The sequence below is a fragment of the Amycolatopsis camponoti genome (assembly GCF_902497555.1).
Lineage (GTDB): Bacteria > Actinomycetota > Actinomycetes > Mycobacteriales > Pseudonocardiaceae > Amycolatopsis > Amycolatopsis camponoti.
The window spans coordinates 2,034,182-2,051,996 of sequence record NZ_CABVGP010000002.1; the positions used below are offsets into that span (position 1 = coordinate 2,034,182).

At 68.0% G+C, this 17,815-nt stretch carries 9 protein-coding genes and 1 tRNA gene; 5 read left to right on the plus strand and 5 right to left on the minus strand.

The genetic code is table 11. The annotated features are described in order from the left end of the window. The first annotated feature begins 371 nt into the window (after positions 1-371). The 3 genes from AA23TX_RS29925 to AA23TX_RS29935 are packed head-to-tail and all read left to right on the plus strand — an operon-like array spanning position 372 to position 12,173. Positions 372-4,631, plus strand: a complete 4,260-nt coding sequence (locus AA23TX_RS29925) for a LamG-like jellyroll fold domain-containing protein (protein WP_155546117.1) — start codon at positions 372-374, stop codon at positions 4,629-4,631. A 37-nt stretch (positions 4,632-4,668) separates the two neighbouring features. After that, positions 4,669-11,697, plus strand: coding sequence for an RHS repeat-associated core domain-containing protein (locus AA23TX_RS29930; RefSeq protein ID WP_155546118.1), 7,029 nt, complete (start codon positions 4,669-4,671; stop codon positions 11,695-11,697). Continuing rightward, positions 11,694-12,173 carry a hypothetical protein gene (locus AA23TX_RS29935; protein WP_155546119.1) on the plus strand — a complete coding sequence of 160 codons (480 nt, stop codon included), beginning with the start codon at positions 11,694-11,696 and terminating at the stop codon, positions 12,171-12,173. Before AA23TX_RS29930 ends, AA23TX_RS29935 begins: the two co-directional genes overlap by 4 nt. A gap of 587 nt (positions 12,174-12,760) precedes the next feature. Here the strand turns inward: AA23TX_RS29935 and AA23TX_RS29940 are convergent. Then, positions 12,761-12,834: transfer RNA gene (locus tag AA23TX_RS29940), tRNA-Leu, on the minus strand. A gap of 174 nt (positions 12,835-13,008) precedes the next feature. Here AA23TX_RS29940 and AA23TX_RS29945 point away from each other — a divergent pair. Together AA23TX_RS29945 and AA23TX_RS29950 are read left to right on the plus strand one after the other, a co-directional pair. Further along, complete coding sequence (locus AA23TX_RS29945; RefSeq protein ID WP_155546120.1) at positions 13,009-13,623, plus strand: ANTAR domain-containing response regulator; 615 nt, start codon at positions 13,009-13,011, stop codon at positions 13,621-13,623. Positions 13,624-13,656: 33 nt separating this feature from the next. Continuing rightward, on the plus strand, positions 13,657-14,178 hold the full coding sequence (locus AA23TX_RS29950) for a DUF4352 domain-containing protein (protein WP_155546121.1): 522 nt from the start codon (positions 13,657-13,659) through the stop codon (positions 14,176-14,178). A 47-nt stretch (positions 14,179-14,225) separates the two neighbouring features. On the opposite strand, the gene AA23TX_RS29955 is transcribed toward AA23TX_RS29950, so the two are convergent. From AA23TX_RS29955 to AA23TX_RS29970, 4 genes are read right to left on the minus strand one after another with little or no spacing between them, the layout of a single operon-like run. Beyond that, on the minus strand, positions 14,226-14,939 hold the full coding sequence (locus tag AA23TX_RS29955) for an ABC transporter ATP-binding protein (protein ID WP_155546122.1): 714 nt from the start codon (positions 14,937-14,939) through the stop codon (positions 14,226-14,228). Beyond that, entirely contained in the window at positions 14,929-15,702 is a 774-nt protein-coding gene (locus AA23TX_RS29960) for an ABC transporter ATP-binding protein (RefSeq protein WP_155546123.1), read from the minus strand. Before AA23TX_RS29960 ends, AA23TX_RS29955 begins: the two co-directional genes overlap by 11 nt. Further along, on the minus strand, positions 15,699-16,826 hold the full coding sequence (locus AA23TX_RS29965) for a branched-chain amino acid ABC transporter permease (RefSeq protein ID WP_155546124.1): 1,128 nt from the start codon (positions 16,824-16,826) through the stop codon (positions 15,699-15,701). Before AA23TX_RS29965 ends, AA23TX_RS29960 begins: the two co-directional genes overlap by 4 nt. Continuing rightward, complete coding sequence (locus AA23TX_RS29970) at positions 16,823-17,794, minus strand: branched-chain amino acid ABC transporter permease (RefSeq protein WP_155546125.1); 972 nt, start codon at positions 17,792-17,794, stop codon at positions 16,823-16,825. Before AA23TX_RS29970 ends, AA23TX_RS29965 begins: the two co-directional genes overlap by 4 nt. Between the last annotated feature and the right edge of the window lie 21 nt (positions 17,795-17,815).

Sequence of the window (17,815 nt, forward strand, 5' to 3'; positions counted from 1 at the left end):
TTGCTGCGGAGTCACATCGAGGAACAAGCCGCTGGACGTAGTCCGACCGGGCGGATCTCGATCGTGTCGCCGGCACGGCAACTACGGGCGGCGTGTACTCCGGCGCTGGCGGCTTGGCCTAATCGAACAAAACACCCAATAAGTCACGAACGACACATGTTGCCGTCCATTATGGAGATTCGGTAACTTCGCACCGATTAAGCCGGTTGGACTATTTTCGCCGGTAGGCCGATTTGGCAGGGTGATCTCGGGTTCGTCGGGGGCCCGGCTGTGTGCTGGCGCTCTTGGACGAGGGGGATCTCGTGGGGGTTTTCGGCGTGCCTTGGCGCGCTCCTTTCCTGGCTGCCGTCGTCGGCGTCGCCGCTTTACCGATGCTGGCGGCACCGGCCGCGTCGGCCGCCGTCTCGGTGCCTGACCAGGCGCCGGATGAGGCGACGGCGTCGGTCTGGGCGCGTGAGGCCGGGAAACAGGTCTTGGTGACGTCGCGAACGACGGAGACGTCGCAGACGGTGGCGAATCCGGATGGTTCCTGGACTTTGACCGAGTTCACCCGTCCGGTGCGGGTCAAGCACGGTCCGGATTGGACACCGATCGACACGACGCTGGTCCGCAACGCCGACGGATCGGTGGCGCCGAAGGCGACGGTGCTGGACCTCGCGCTGAACGCGGGCGGTACCGGCTCGGCGGCCGAGCCGATCGTGCAGGCCGGCGAAGACGGCAAGGAGGTCGGTCTGAAGTGGACGAAAGATCTCCCGCAACCGTCGTTGTCCGGTGACACGGCGACCTATGCCGAGGTGCTCCCGGGTGTGGATCTGACGGTGCGGGCGCTGCCGGCGGGCTACACCGAGAACCTCGTCGTCAAGACCCTTTCCGCTGCGCGGAACCCGGAGCTGCGTGACATCTCGTTCGGGCTCCACACCAAGAACACCACGGTCTCCGTCGTGCCGGGTGCCGGGCGCGCCACGCCGACCTCCGGTGCCCGGGCCTCGGACGGCTTGGAGGTCAAGGACGCCACTGGAGCGGTCGTCTTCGCCGGCGACGCGTCGCGTATGTGGGACTCCTCCGGCGCGGGTTCCGAGGCTGAGCGTCAGCTGGGTGAAGGCGGCGGCCGTCACGAGGCGGTCATGGGGGTGAAGCTCTCGGCGGACGCGGTCGCTATCTCGCCCGACCAGACGTTCCTCGCCGATCCGGCGACGCGGTATCCGGTGACGCTCGATCCGGACACCTGGTGCTCGACCTGCGGGATGCAGGCGCACGCGGTCGTGCAGTCCGGGCATCCGGAAGCGCGCAACTACAACGCGTCCGACGGCGACCTGTCCGACCTCAAGGCGGGTTACGAAAACGACGACAGCGCGGGCACTTCGCGTTCCTACCTGCAGATGAACACCACGCAGATCGCCGGGACCGTCGTGCATTCGGCCAGCCTGAACACCACGATCACGCACACCTACAACTGCTCGAACGCGGCGGACACCGACCTGTGGCTGACCGGCCCGTTCGGCGGGGACATCACGTGGAACCACCAGCCGGGCTGGAGCTACTACATGTCTTCGGTGAACGTGGCCAACTGCGGCAACGCGCCGAACGTGACCGGACAGTTCGATGCGACGCACGCCGCGAAGGACGCGGCGGCGGGCCGCTGGCCGAACGTGTCCCTCGCGCTGGTGGAAGACGGCCAGGGCGGCGGCGTGGCCACCTGGCGGCGGTTCGCGCTGAACCCCTACCTGCAGGTGAACTACGATTCCGCGCCGAACCTGCCGACGGCGCTGTCCATGCAGAACGGGTTGCTGCCGTGCACGAGCGGGCCGAACCGCCCGTGGGTGTACACGAAGAACCCGCAACTCGCGGGAAAGGTGTCCGATCCCGACGGTGGCACGCTGTACGCGAAGTTCGCGGTGGCGTACGGCGCGCTCGGGCACAACGTCTATGCCCACGACAACGGCGGCAACATGGTCGCGGTGGGTACACCGGGCCAGAACCAGCAGGCGACCGCGCAGCTGGCCGCGGTCCCGGCGGGGTGGATCAACGAGGACGGGATCTACAACTGGTCGATGCAGGTGACCGACAACGAGCTGTGGTCGAGCTGGGTCGGCAACTGCGAGTTCACCGTGGACAGCAAGGTACCCGCGCAACCGGTGGTCGCGATGCCGTCGTGGACGCATCCGGCCGTGCAGGGTGATCCGGTCGAGTTCAGCATCTGGACCGGGATGGCCACCGACAACTTCTACGACATCGACCACTTCATCTACACGACCGACGGATCCGAGCCACAGGTTCAAGGATCGCCGAGCGTTCCGGCGACGCAGTCGACCGACGGCGCCGGGAAGATGGTCGCCGTCGGCGGAATCAAGGCGACCGCGCTCAACGGGAACCAGAACATCATCAAGGTCAAGTCGGTCAACAAGGCCGGCACGGCAAGCCCGGACGCGCAGTGCGTGGTCATCCCGGATTCGAACCCGGCACTGGACCCGGCTTCCTGCTCTTACCACGTGGAGCCGATCACACCGGGCAAGAACCTCGTCGCCGCGTGGAGCGCGGACGAGTCTTCGGGCACGACGCTTGCGGACACGGCTGCGGACACGCCGGGGAACGCGGGTCTTGCCGCGCATCCGATGACGACCGTCGGCGGGGTCACTTCGGGGCCGGGCTACGACCACGGGAACAGCTGGACGTACCCGGACACCAATGGCTACAGCGACGGCGTGAAAGGTGCGATCAGTCTCGACGGCACGACCGGCTATGCGAAGACCGCGGACCAGGTGATTGACACATCGAAGGCGTTCTCCGTCGCGGCGTGGGTGAAACTGGCCGATACGGTGAAGTCGCAGGCGGTCATCGTGCAGGACGGTACGCAGACGGCGCCGTTCTCCCTGCAGTACAGCCAGGTGAGCAAGACCTGGACGGTGCGGTTCACGAACGCCGACCAGGCGAACGCGACGGACGTGCGGGCGGCCGCGAGCGGCCCGGCGCAGGCGGGAGTGTGGACACATCTCGCCGCGACCTACGACCCGCCGACCCAGGTCGCCACGCTGTACGTGGACGGGGTGAAGCAGAATACCGTGGTGACGCCGGTGTGGCCGGCGTCGGGGCCGATGGTGCTCGGCTCGGGGAAGGCGAACGGCGTTGGCACCGACTTCCTGCACGGTCAGATCGACGACGCGCAGGCGTGGCAGCGGACGCTGTCGGCGGCGGACGTGCGAGACCTCGCCAACACCGCGGCACCGGTGGCGAACTACAGCTTCGCCGAGGGCTGCGCGCCGGAGCTGACGGCGGGGACGTCGCGGGTGACGTCGTTGCAGGCGGCGTGGACGCTGGGCGAGAAGACCGGGGCGACCGCGAAGGACGCGACCGGCAACGCGAACGCGATCACCCTGACGGGCGGGTACGCCTGGGTTGACGGCCGCAGTGGCGGCGGGGTGCAGCTGGACGGCACCGGATCCGGCTCCACCGCCATGTCGGTGGTGGACACGACGCAGTCGTTCACGGTGTCGGCCTGGGTGAAGGCCGACGACCTGAACAGCGATTACACGGTCCTGTCCCAGAACGGCGTCAACACGCCGGGCTTCGTGCTGCGATACGCGAAGAACAGCAACCGGTGGGCGTTCGGGATGAACCCGTCGGACACCGCCGGAGCCGCCACCCAGTGGGCGACCGGAACCTCGGTGCCGCAGGCCGGCGCGTGGACGATGGTGACCGGCACGTTCGATCGTGGCGCGCTGCGGATCAGCCTGTCGGTGAACGGGAAACGTGAGGCGAGCGCGGGCGTCCCGGCGGCGTGGAGCGCGGCGGGCGCGTTCGTCCTCGGCGGTGAACCCGGGGCGAAGAACCTCTTCAAGGGCGTCGTGGATCAGGCCCGGGTGTGGGGCAAGGCGCTGAGCGCCGACCAGATCGCGGCCATGGCCGGCGCCCGGTACTACGACACGGTCACGCAGGGCAGCGCCACCGCGACCGGCGGTGTCTCGCTGGCCACGGAACAGGACAGCGGCGGCAATCCCGCCGACTGCGCGGCGAAGTTCGACAGCTCCTGGACGGGCCACATCGACGCGGCCAAGCCGGCGGACCTGCGTACGGACAAGTCGTTCACGGTCGAGGGCTGGGTACGCCACGACTGGTCGGCCGCGGATGCCTCGGCGCACGGCGCGGTCGACAACGTCGCACGCACTGTCGCCGGCATGGACGACGGCCAGGCGTCGCCGTTCATCCTGGGTTATCAGCCGTGGACGGACTCCGGCGGCGCGGTGCACGGCCGGTGGGCGTTCCTACTGCCGAGCGGGACCGTGGACGGGAACGGCACGTCGATCGAGTTCGGCGACTCCGACGTCGTGAACAACACGTGGACGCACCTGGCGGCGACCTATGACCTGAGCACCAGGACGATGGCGCTCTATGTCAACGGCGTCCGTCAGGCGGGTGTCCTCTACACGCCGACAGGTAACGCGTCCGGGGTGACGCCTCGCGCGGCGACGGGTGGTCTCCTGGTCGGCGAAGGGGTGTGGACGAAGGTCCACAGCAACTACTTCTACGGTGGTGTCGCCGGAATCCGTGTCTATTCCGGGGTCCGCACCGACACCGGCATCGTCATCGACAAGAGGGTCGACGACCCCGGCGCCCTCTTCGGCGTCCGCCACTGAATCCCGTACCGGCTTCCGCACACAGGGGTAGGTTCACATGATCGTCAGACGTGCGCGTTTCCGCCTGCGGGCGACCGCGGTCGGTGTCGTCCTGGTGATGCTCGGCTCGGCGCAGTCGGCCGCGGCCGTGGCCGGCACGGGGTGGCACGGTCTGGGATGGGATCTCCCGCCCCTGCAGCAGACAGCTTCGGTGAAGGGCGCAGACGGCGGCTTCCTGCCGGTGACCAAGCCGACGGCGATGGCCCCCGCGGCCGTGGCGCAGGTCAGCTGGCCCGCCGCCGCGAGCAGCGTCGTCGACCTGTCCGCACCTGCCGGCACGGGCCAGGTCAAGGTGGCGCGGAGCGGCCAGAAGCAGGCACCGGGGGCGGCCGCGAAGGGCACGGTCAAGGTCACGACGCTCGACCAGGCGGCCGCGGCCAAGGCGGGGATCAAGGGCGTGCTCATGCAGGTGGCCCCGGTGTCCGGCGACATCGCCGGCCCGCTCCAGGTCGACCTCGACTACCAGAGCTTCGGCGCCGCGTACGGCGGTGGCTTCGGCGACCGGCTCCGCTTCGTCCAGTACCCGGCGTGCGTTCTGTCCACTCCGGACAAGCCCGAGTGCCGCGTCGGAACGCCGGTGGCGTCGAACAACAACAGCGGCACGCACCACCTGACCGGCGAGGTGGCGCTGCCTGCCGCCGGCGCGCAGGCCGGCAAGGCCGACGTGAACACCCCCACCGCGAAGTCGGCGGTCGTCGCGGCGGAGGCAGGCACAGCCGGCGGCGGCGGGAACTTCGGCGCGACCGACCTCAAGCCGTCCGGGTCGTGGACGGCGGGTGGTCCCTCGGCGGACTTCCGGTTCTCCTACCCGATCGCGACGCCGTCGTGGCCGGGTGGCTCCGGGCCGTCGATCAGCCTCGACTACTCCTCCAGTGCGGTCGACGGGCTCACCTCGTCGACCAACAACCAGTCGTCGGGCCTCGGCGACGGCTGGGGCCTCAGCGGCGGCGGGTTCATCGAGCGCTCGTACAAGGGCTGCTCGGACGACCTCGGCGGCAACAACGCGCAGAACAAGACCGGCGACCTGTGCTGGTTCAACGACAACGCGACCATCTCCTTCTCGGGCGCGAGCGGTGATTTGGTGCTCGACAAGGCGACCGGCGCCTGGCACCCCAAGGACGACGACGGCACGCGAGTCGAGCGGTTCGCGAACACCGTGAACGGCGACAAGTTCAACGAGTACTGGAAGGTCACCACCCCGAACGGGACCCAGTACTTCTTCGGCCTCAACCGGCTGCCCGGCTGGGCGGGCGGGCGGGCGGAGACGCAGTCGACGTGGACGGTCCCGGTCTTCGGCAACAATGACAACGAGCCATGCCACGCGGCCACCTATGCCACGTCGTGGTGCCAGCGCGCGTGGCGCTGGAACCTCGACTACGTCGTCGATCCGCACGGCAACGCGATTTCCTACTACTACCAGCCGGAAACCAACTACTACAACGTCAACCAGACGGCCGCGACCGCGAAGGACCCCGGCACGGCCTACACCCGCGGCGGTTACCTCACCAAGATCGAGTACGGCTTCAACGCGAATCTCGGTGACGTCTTCGGCCACGCCCCGGTGCAGGTCCTCTTCGACACGAGTGAGCGGTGCGTGCCCGGCGGGACCGTCACGTGTGATCCCTCGCAGCTGAATTCGAGCACGGCGAAATCCTGGCCGGACGTGCCGGCCGACCAGATCTGCGCCCCGGGCGTCGCCTGCAAATACGGCTCGCCGACGTTCTTCTCCCGCAAGCGGTACACCAAGATCCGGACCCAGGTCAGCGACGGCGGAACGGGCTGGAAGCCGGTCGACGACTGGGCGCTCGGTCAGTCGTTCCCGGCGAGCGGCGACGGCAGCCCCGCCGCGTTGTGGCTGGATTCGGTCACCCAGACCGGTCGTGTCGCGAGTCCCTACACAACCGGCAACGCGATCACCCTCAACCCGACGACGTTCCACGGCGTCCTGAAGGCCAACCGCGTCAACGCCAACAGTCAGTACACCGCGATCACGCGCAACCGCATCGACGCGATCACGAACCCGCAGGGCGGCCTCACCACGATCACCTACGCGGACCCGGAATGCGTGCCCGGCGTGAAGATGCCCGCCAACCCGGAGTCCAACACGCTGTCGTGCTACCCGGTCTACTGGACGCCGGGCGGTGCCACCAGTCCGATCCTGGACTGGTTCACCAAGTTTCGGGTCACCGACGTCCTCGAAGACGGCCGGACCGCGTTGTCCCAGACGAAACGCACGCACTACGACTACCTCGGCGGCGCGGCGTGGCACCACGACGACAACCCGCTGACCGACCCGAAGTACCGGACGTGGTCGGACTGGCGCGGCTACGGCGACGTGAAGACGACGGTCGGACAGGCGGGCAGCGACCCCGCCGGGCCGCCGGTGGTGTCGGAGTCGATCTACCTGCGGGGCATGGACGGCGACGCCCAGCCCGGAGGCGGCACCCGCAGCGTCAGCGTGACCAGCGACAACTGGAAGGAGTCGGTCACCGACCGGAAGGAGCTCACCGGGTTCGTCCGCGAGACCGTCTCCTACCTGAGCGGTAAGCCGATCGGCGGAGCGCTCAACGATCCCTGGGTCTCGGACCCGACGGCCACCGACGCCGACGGCCGCACCGCCGCTTACGTCGACACCGGGACCAGCCGCAGCCGTACCTGGCTCGAGGCGGCCGGCGCCTGGCGCATCGGGCGGACGCATACGACGTTCGGCAAGTACGGACTCGCCACGCAGGTCCAGACCGAGGCCGACACCGCCGACGCCGAGCAGACGACCTGCAGCATCACGCACTACCTCGAGAACACCGCCGACTGGCTGGTGACCTCCTCGAGCGACGTGCAGAAGATCTCCGGTCCGTGCGACGAAAAAGCGAACCCGCCGGGCCCGGACAACATCATCACCGACACCCGGACCTACTACGACGACCAGGCCCTGGGCGACGCGCCCAAGAAGGGCGACGTAACCCGGATCGACGGCCTGCAGTCCTGGGCCGCGGGGAGCGCGGAAACGTTCAAGGCCCCCGCTTCCACCACGGTGTACGACCTCTACGGCCGGGTCACGAGCGCCACGGACGCGCTCGGCCTGACGACCACGACGACCTACATCCCCGACAAGGGCGGCCCGGTCACCAGGATCGTCACCACCAGCCCGCCGATCAGCGCCGCCAACCCGGTCAAGCTGACCGAGATCAAGGACTTCGACCCGGTCTCCGGCGCGCTGGCCGGCGAGACCAGCCAGAGCGGGCTGCGCACGGACGCGACGTTCGACGCTCTCGGCCGCACGCTGGCGGCCTGGCAGCCCACCCACAGCAAAGGAGCCAACGCTCCCGCCGACGTGACGTACGCGTACTCGCTGAGCAACACCGGTCCCAGCTCCATCGTGACCGGCTCGCTGCTCGCGAGCGGCAAGTACGCGAGCTCGTACGAGCTGGTCGACGGGCTCGGCCGGACCGTGCAGAAGCAGGCCCCGGCCCCGGACGACAGCGGTGGCCGGGTGGTCACCGACCACGTCTACGACTCCCAGGGCCGGGCCTGGAAGACGCACAACGCCTACTGGAACAGCACGGCACCGGGCTCGACGTTGCTCGTCGTGCAGGACAACGCCGTGCCGAACACCGGCGCCACCACCTACGACAGCGCTGGGCGGGCAATCGCGAGCGCGTACCTGGCCAAGGGCACGGAACAGTGGCGCAGCACGACGATCCCGGACGGCGACCGCACCACGACGATCCCGCCCGCGGGTGGCACCGCCACCACCACGATCACCAACGGCCTCGGCCAGCAGACCCAGCTGCTCCAGTACAAGGATCCGGCGAAGACGTCGCCGGGATCGCCCGCGGACACCACGACGTACACCTACACTCGCAGTGGCCAGCAGGCGAGCATCACCGACACCACGGGCAAGAACCGCTGGACGTTCGGCTACGACCTGAACGACCGCAAGACCTCGTCGACCGATCCGGACACCGGGACGACGACGTTCACCTACGACGACGCCGGGAAGCTGACCAGCACCACCGACGCCCGGCACCGGCAGATCAGCTACGCCTACGACAACCTCGGCCGGAAGACGGCCGAGTACGACGGCGACGTCGCGTCGGGCACGAAGCTGACCGAGTGGACCTACGACACGCTGCTGCCCGGGCTGGCGACCGCGTCCATCCGGTACGCGGACGGCAAGACCTACCGGAAGGAAGTCACCGGTTACGACACCGCCGGACGGCCCACGGGCAGTACCGTGACGATCCCGACGGGGGAGATCGGGCTGGCCGGGACGTACCAGTTCGGGATCACCTACGACCCGAACTCCGGTGCCGTGCGCACGATGACCAGCCCGGGGGTGGGCCGGCTGCCCGACGAGGAGATGTCGTTCGGCTACTCCACGCTGGGCGTGCCGCTGACGATGCTGGCCGCCGACTCGACCGGTGGTGCGACGCAGCTGGTCTCGCAGACGAAATACAACCCGCTGGGGCAGGTGCTGCGGACCAACTTCCAGGACGCGGCGAACCCGAACCAGGTTTCGGTCACCACCACCTACGAGGACGGCACGAACCGGCTCGCCACCACACAGGCCCAGCGGGCCACGTCGGCGAACTACTGGATCGCCAACCGGGTGTACACCTACAACCCGGCCGGCGGCATCACGAAGATCGCCGACACCCCGGCGGACGCGCTCGCCGACGTCCAGTGCTTCCGGCAGGACTACCTCCAGCGGCTCACCGACGCCTGGACGCCACCTTCGGGCGACTGTGCCACCGCACCCACCACAACCGGTTTGGGTGGCGCGGCGCCGTACTGGACTTCCTGGACGTTCGACGACCTCGGCAACCGGAAGACGCAGGTCCAGCACGCGGGCGCGGGCGACATCACCACGACGTCGACCTATCCGGCGTCGGGCGACCTGCAGCCGCACGCGGTCCAGGCGACGACCACGTCCGGTCCGGCGGGGACGTCGCAGGCGGCCTACAGCTACGACGAAGCGGGGAGCACGAAGAGCCGCGGCCCGGCCGGCGCGGCGCAGACGTTCACCTACGACGCCGAGGGGCACGTCGCCACCGCCACCGAGGCCAACGGCGCGACCAGCAAGTACCTGTACGACGCGGACGGCGCGTTGCTGATCGTGCGTGAGCCGACCGGGACGACGCTTACGGTCGGCGACACCGAGCTGAACGTCCCCACGGGCGGGACGAAGGCGCTCGGCACGCGGTCCTACAGCTACAACGGCCAGGTGATCGCCACCCGCAGGGGCGACACCGGCCTCTCGTGGAAGCTGTCCGACCACCTCGGCACGACGTACGCCACGGTGGACGCGGGGAACCTGGCGGTGTCGAAGCGCTGGCAGGACCCGTATGGCCTGAGCCGCGGCACCCCGCCGTCGACGTGGCCGGACAAGCACGGCTACGTCGGCGGCTACCAGACCACGACGGGGGTGACCCACCTCGGCGCGCGCGACTACGACCCGGCCACCGGCCGGTTCCTGAGCGTGGATCCGGTCCTGAACCCGGCGGATCCGCAGTCGATGAACGGCTACGGCTATGGCGACGCGAACCCGGTCAACCTCTCCGACCCGTCCGGCCTGTACGTGGTGGGTGGCGTGGACCCGAACACCGGCGTGCCCTACGGCGTCAGCTACAACGACCACGGAGGGGCGACGCTGGTCGGGATCTTCCCGGAGAGCGAGCTGGCCGGCGCGGCCTTGATCAACCCGAAGCAGGCCAAGAAGCAGCGCGCGTATCACGAGAGCGTGCATAGAGCGCAACGCCAGCGTCATTTGTCGACGTATTCCCCGGTGACGAATGACTTCGTCCGATTGCAGAGCTTCTGGTCGATGATGGGCAGCGCGTACAACGACCGGGATTTCTGGGACACGGCGACCGGGGCCGGCAATGAGCACGCGTGTTTCGGCGCGCGTGGGTGTCAGATGGCGTGGATTCACCTCCAGGAGAATCCCGACGACATCGAAGGCGCGAAGAGTATCGCGGCGTTCTATTGTGTCGAGCACTACGAGGAGTGCGCGCACACGAAGTTCTGGGACGACAACGTCCACCAGATGTTCCAGGACCTGCTGATGCTCGGCGCGATGGGCCTGGGCGGCGCCGGGAGTGCGGCAGAAGGCGAAGCGGCAGCGGCGACCGGTGCCGAAGGTGCGGCCAGGGCCGAGGCCGAAGCCGGAACAACGGCCTCCGCGGGCAGGTCCCTCGAGGAAGGTGGGGGTACCTCGAAGAGCTGTAAAGCGCGCGGCGCCAACAGTTTCGTCGCCGGTACGCCGGTTCTCATGGCTGATGGCACGACGAAGCCCATCGACGAGGTCAAGGTCGGCGACGAGGTCGAGAACGAGTTACCCGGAAGCGACTGGCGCCAGCGCCATGTGGTGACCGCACGCCACGTGACCGATGACGACAAGGACTTCGCCGACATCACCGTCGAGACACCCACAGGCACCAGTGTGGTCAAGTCGACCGCGCACCACCTGTTCTGGGACGTCACCACTCGCACGTGGACCTTCGCGGCGGACCTGCGGCCGGGCGACCAGCTCGATACGCCGCGCGGCGATGCCCGCGTTGGTGGTGTACACCGCTTCACCGCTGCAGCTCGTACCTACAACCTCACGGTTGACGAAGTCCACACGTACTACGTGGTCGCGGGCGATACGCCGGTGCTCGTGCACAACGACCCGGCCGGTCCGCCGGACCCTGGTCCCGGCCGGATTTACCTTTGGCGTGCGGTTACCGCGAGCGAGCTCGGGGACATCTCGGCGAATCGGACCTGGAACAGTCCGCAAGGCGTCAAATACTTCTCTTTTACCGAGCAAGGTGCTTCCGAATATGCGCGACGAGCTTACGCGGCCTTTCCTCAGGATGGTCCGTATACCATGATTCGCACTTCGGTCAAGGCTTCGGACCTCTCCGAAGGGGCGCGCATGGCGTACACTGCCGACGTCGTTGATGGTGGTGTGGCTCTCAACAACGGTGAGCTGAAGATTCTCGGAAGGCCTTCGATCATGACTGGCATGAGTGTGGGTTGCGGATGAGATACGTAATCGCCGCGTCCACGGCCCGGCTGGTCGAGGAGTGCAGGAAAGCCTTGGCAGGAGTCCCGGACATCGACTTCCGAGTCGGCTCGGTGTCCGAGTCCGGGGCCGACTGCGATGCCGCGGTCCTTAGCTTCCCGCTGGCCCATGAGCGCTACGGAGGAGAGCCGCGCGTGGGCGTCGCTCAGGTTCTCGTGAATGAACGGGAAGACGATGCACCGCCGATCATCTTGGCGGCTCCGCCTCGACCTGTTGTAGCTACCGCGGCTGAAGTAAGCGATGCCGAGGTCGAGGAGCATGTCGTTCGTGTTCTCGTCTCGACCAGGGACGTGTTCTTGAGGGCGTTTCCGGAGGAAACGGATTCGAGGATACTTGTCCATTTGGAGGCGGCCGGAATCGATCGCCGGGACATGAAGCCGACGCTCAGCGCGCTCCGGAAGTTCCTGAGCGGGCATGGCGTGCTGAAGGGGCGCTGAAGGAGGCTCTCCTCGAGCTGACCACGCCGCATTGGTCGAGTCGGTCTGCTGACATTAACGTCGCGGCCGCCTACAGGCCTGCCTGATGGCTGTCACCGACCTACGCAGGTGCTTTCCCGGCTCACCACAGATGAGGGTGGACCGAGAAACTTTGACACGGCAACGGCGTCGCAGTTGCTCACCGAAGTTGCGGCAGCTCTGACCAGCGGCCGCGGCGTGCCCAGGGCGGGCGCCATCTGTCGCTGCTTCGTCGGCCGGCGAAGTCGGCATCGAGGAAGGCGAGCAGCTCAGCCAGATCGGGCTGCCAGTTGTCAGTCAGTACGTCAGACGACCCACAGCGGGAAGAACCTCGGTCGCGGTGCTGCACCAGATCTACGCCAAGGTCATCGCTGGCTTGGAGTCAGCGGCCCACAACCGCGTCGAGAAGGCGCTCGACTGGCAGGACGACGACGGCCCGAAGCGCGGGGGCGCATAGGGGGTGAAGGGTCGTAGACAGCTGGACACCGCCGGACACGACCGGACTCACGAGAACGGCCCCTGACCGGATAACGCCTGGTCAGGGGCCGTTCTGTGCTGGTGAGCCACTGTGCCCCCGGTGAGATTCGAACTCACACTGGACGGGTTTTGAATCCGTTGCCTCTGCCAGTTGGGCTACGGGGGCGTGACGCAGTTACTCTACGGGATCACCGGGCGCCGACAGCTACCGGGGCGGGGAGTGTCGCGCCCGCCACTACGTGGTGAACGCCATCTCTGCTTCTGGATCGTTCCCGGTAGGCTTCAGGTTCGCGGGAAGCCGCGAAACCGACCGTCCCGCCGACACTTCAGGAGGACCCCGGTGACCGATCAGGCTACCGAGGCCAACGGTGCCGCCACCGTGCCGCAGCGTCGGGTGCTCGTCGCGGAAGACGAGGCGCTCATCCGGCTGGACCTCGTCGAAATGCTGCGCGAAGAGGGCTATGAGGTCGTCGGCGAGGCCGGGGATGGCGAACAGGCCATCTCCCTCGCCACCGATCTCAAGCCCGACCTCGTGATCCTCGACGTCAAGATGCCCAAGCTGGACGGGATCGAGGCCGCGGCCAAGATCACCGGTGACCGGATCGCGCCCGTCGTCATCCTCACCGCCTTCAGCCAGCGTGATCTCGTCGAACGCGCCCGGGATGCCGGCACCATGGCCTACCTCGTCAAGCCCTTCGCCAAGCGGGACCTCGTGCCCGCCATCGAGCTCGCCGTCAGCCGGTTCTCCGAGCTGCAGGCCCTCGAAGCCGAGGTCGCCGGGCTCACCGACCGGCTCGAGACGCGGAAGGTCATCGACCGCGCCAAGGGCCTGCTCATGAGCCGTCAAGGCCTCACCGAGCCCGACGCCTTCCGCTGGATCCAGCGCACCGCCATGGACCGCCGGACCACCATGAAGGCCGTCGCCGAGGCCGTTGTCGAGAGCATCGGAACCTAGCCGGACCGACGGCCGGCGGGCAGAATCACCAGCGTGAAACTGCTGCCGGCCGTCGTCGCCCTCGCACTGCTGGCCGGGTGCGAAGCCGCCCCCAGCACCCCCGCGCCGACGACCTACGAGCTGCCGCCGCGCCAGGTCCGGCCCGACGAGACCGCCCTCAAGGTGCCGCCCGCGAAGAACGGCGACACCGAGTTCACCCTGATCGGCCTCGCCGCCGGCCTGCCCAGCATCACCGGGAGCCACGCCGAAATGCTCCCCAAGGGCCAGTACGTCCGGTTGCGGCTCGTCGTGACGAACACCGGCACCTCGAGCGTCCTGTTCGAGCCGAAACGGCAGCTGCTCGTCGACGACCAGGGTGCCGCGCACCCGCCGGACGAGCAGGCCATGCTGATCAAGCGCCAGCCCGCCCAGTTCGACCTCGGGCACAGCGTGCGCGTCGAGTTCGACCTCTACTGGGACCTCCCCAAGGACCGGAAACCGGTCGCGCTCAGGGCGTTCGGCGGCCCCACCATCACCGACATGAAGAACGTCAACGGCACCGACATCAAGCTGTGAAAAAAAGGGGCCCGGCACGAATGCCGGGCCCCTCACCAAAGAAACACTCAGACGCCGAGGTCGCCACCGAGGTAGGCGGCCCGCACCTTCGGGTCGTTCAGCAGCTCGGCCCCGGGCGCGCTCTGGACCACGCGGCCCGTTTCGAGCACGTACGCCCGGTCCGACAGCTTCAGCGCCTGCTGGGCGTTCTGCTCCACCAGCAGCACCGTCGTCCCGCGCTTGTTGATCTCGCGGATGATGTCGAAGATCTGCGCGATCAGCATCGGCGCCAGGCCCATCGACGGCTCGTCGAGCAGCAGCACCTTCGGCTTCGTCATCAGCGCGCGGCCGATGGCGATCATCTGCTGCTCGCCGCCCGACATCGTGCCGCCGAACTGGGTCTTCCGCTCCGCGAGCCGGGGGAACAGCTCGAAGACCTCTTCCAGGTCGGCGTCGAGGTCGTCCTTGCGGGTGTAGGCACCCATCAGGAGGTTCTCCTGCACCGTCATGCCGGGGAACACGCCCCGGCCTTCCGGTGACTGGCCGATCCCGAGCAGCACGCGCTTGTGCCCCGGGGTCTTCGAGATGTCCTGGCCGTTGAACAGGATCCGGCCGCTGGTGAGCGGCCGCAGCCCGGAGATCGTCTTGAGCGTCGTGGTCTTGCCGGCGCCGTTGGCCCCGATGAGGGAGACGATCTCACCCTCGTCGACCTGGATGCTCATGCCCTTCAGGGCCGCGATCTTGCCGTAGTGGACGTTGATGTCCTCGACCTCAAGAAGCATCTTCGGACACCCCCAAGTACGCCTCGATCACCTTCTGGTTGTTCTGCACCTCGTGCGGCAGCCCTTCTGCGATCTTCTGGCCGAAGTCGAGCACCGCCAGCCGGTCGCTGATGTGCATGACCAGGCCCATGTCGTGCTCGATGAGCAGCACGGTGCGGCCGTCGTCCCGGATCTTGCGGATCAGCGCCTGCAGGGCGTTCTTCTCCGCAGGGTTCATGCCCGCGGCCGGCTCGTCGAGCAGGAGCAGCTTCGGGTCGGTCGCCAGGGCACGCGCGATCTCCAGCCGGCGCTGGTCGCCGTAGGAGAGGTTCTTCGCGACGTTGTGCTCGACCCGGCCGATGCCGACGAAGTCGAGCAGCTCCCGGGCCCGCTCGCGGCCGTGCTTCTCTTCCTTGCGGTGCCACGGCAGGCCGAGCGTCGCTCCGATCGCGCCCGTCTTGTGGTGCGCGTCGACGCCCACCATGACGTTCTCCAGCGCCGTCATGTTGTGGAACAGCCGGATGTTCTGGAACGTCCGGGCGATGCCGCGCTTGGTGACCTTGAACCGCTTCATGCCGTCGATGCGGTCACCGTCGAAGCGGACTTCGCCCTCGGTCGGCTGGTAGACGCCGGTGACCACGTTGAACACCGTGGTCTTGCCGGCGCCGTTCGGCCCGATGAGGGCGAAGATCTCGCCCTCGTTGATGGTGAGGTTGACCTCGCGCAACGCCGTGACGCCGCCGAAGCGCATGGTCACGTTGTCGAATTCGAGCAGCGGGCTCACTTCGTCACCTCCGCCGAAGCCTCGGAGTCGGGGCCGGCCACTTCCGCGCCCATGGCGCCCATGCCGCCGGTTCCTTCCCGTAGTTCGGCCTTGCGCTGCCGCGACGGCAGCAGGCCTTCGGGCCGCAGCGCCATCATCAGCACCAGCACGGCACCGAAGATGAGGACGCGGTAGTCGTTGAACTGGCGGAAGCGCTCCGGCAGCCACGCGATCACGAACGCCCCGAGGATGACGCCGGGCAGGTTGCCGGAGCCACCGAGCACGACCGCGGCCAGGATGGTCGCGGACAGGATGAACGGGAAGTTGTTCGGCTCGATGAACACGGCCTTGCTGGCGTAGATCGTGCCGGCGAAGCCACCGATCATGGCGCCGATGGCGAAGGCGAGGAGCTTGAACTTGAACGTCGGCACGCCCATCAGCTCGGCCGCGTCCTCGTCCTCGCGGATCGCCGCCCACGCCCGCCCGACCCGGCTCTTGGTGAGCCGCACCGAGAAGACGATGACGAGCGCGATCGCGAACACCATCAGGTAGTAGTACGGCGCGGGGTCGAGGAAGAACTCCATGCCGAACAGCGGCTCGGGGTGCGGGACGTTCGTGATGCCGCGCGCGCCGCCGATGCCGTCGGTGTTGTTCGCCGTGATCCGGACGATCTCACCGAAGCCCAGTGTCACGATGGCCAGGTAGTCGCCGCGTAGCCGGAGTGTCGGTGCGCCGAGGATGACGCCCGACACCGAGGCCAGGAAGATGCCGATCAGCACCGTCGGCCAGAACGACCAGCCGTAGGTCGTGCCGATCGACGCCCACGTGTACGCGCCGATCGCGAAGAACGCCACGTACCCGAGGTCGAGCATGCCCGCGTGGCCGACCACGATGTTGAGGCCGACGGCGAGCAGGATGTAGGTGCCGACCGGGAAGATCAGGACGGTCGTCCAGTCCGAGTACGGCGACATGAACGAGCCGATCCACGGCGCCGGCAGGATCAGCACCAGGACGATCAGGGCGAGGTACACGCCGTAGCGCTGCCACGCGGGCGCGTCGGCCCACCAGTCGCGCATCCCGTCGACGGGGTGGAAACCCTTGCGCGCCGGGGTTTCGTTGTTGTCAGCCACTCCGTCGCCTTTCATGCGCGTGCTCGCTGGAGGGATTCACCGAGGATGCCGGTGGGCCGGAGCATGAGCACGAGGACGAGGACCACGAACGCGGTGACGTCCTTCCACTCGGAGCCGAGGAAGATGGAGCTCCAGTTCTCGACCAGGCCCAGGACGATGCCGCCCAGCAGGGCGCCGCGCAGGTTGCCGATGCCGCCGAGCACCGCCGCGGTGAACGCCTTGATGCCGAGCAGGAAGCCGACCCGGTAGTCCGTGTTCTCGTATTCCATGACGTAGAGCGCCGCGGCGACGCCGGCCATCGCGCCACCGAGCAGGAACGTGATCCGGACGATGCGGTCGATGCTGACGCCCATGAGGACGGCGGCTTCGGGGTCCTGCGCGGTGGCCCGGATGCCGCGGCCGATGCGCGTGCGGCTGACCAGCTGGTCGAGCACGACCATCACGACGACGGCGGCGATGATGACGAAGACGTGGTCGGTGCGCACGACGCCGTTGCCGATCCGGAACAGCTCGTCGTGCGGCACGAACCGGGGGGCGTTCTGCTGGACCTTGCCCGCCTTGTCCGACAGCGCGGGGATGATCGCGAGACCGAACAGCTCCTGCAGGAACAGCGAGGCGCCGATCGCGGAGATCAGGGCGGCGAGCCGGGTGGCGCCCTTCTTGCGCAGCGGCCGGTAGGCCAGCTGCTCCAGCACGATGGCGGAGCCGCCGGACGTGATCGCGGAAGCCACCGCGATGAGCAGCAGGATGCCGATCATCCCGAACACGCCGACCGTGATCGGGGCGGTGCCACCGGCGATGGCGATGAGGATGAACAGGGACGTCATCGTCCCGATCATGAAGATTTCGGAGTGCGCGAAGTTGATCAGCCTCAGCACGCCGTAGACCATCGTGTAGCCGAGGGCGATGAGGGCGTAGATGGAGCCGGCTACCAGGCCGCCGATGGTGCTGCCCAGAAACTGGCTCTGCAGATCTTGGAACATGACGTAGTTGCCTTACCTGAC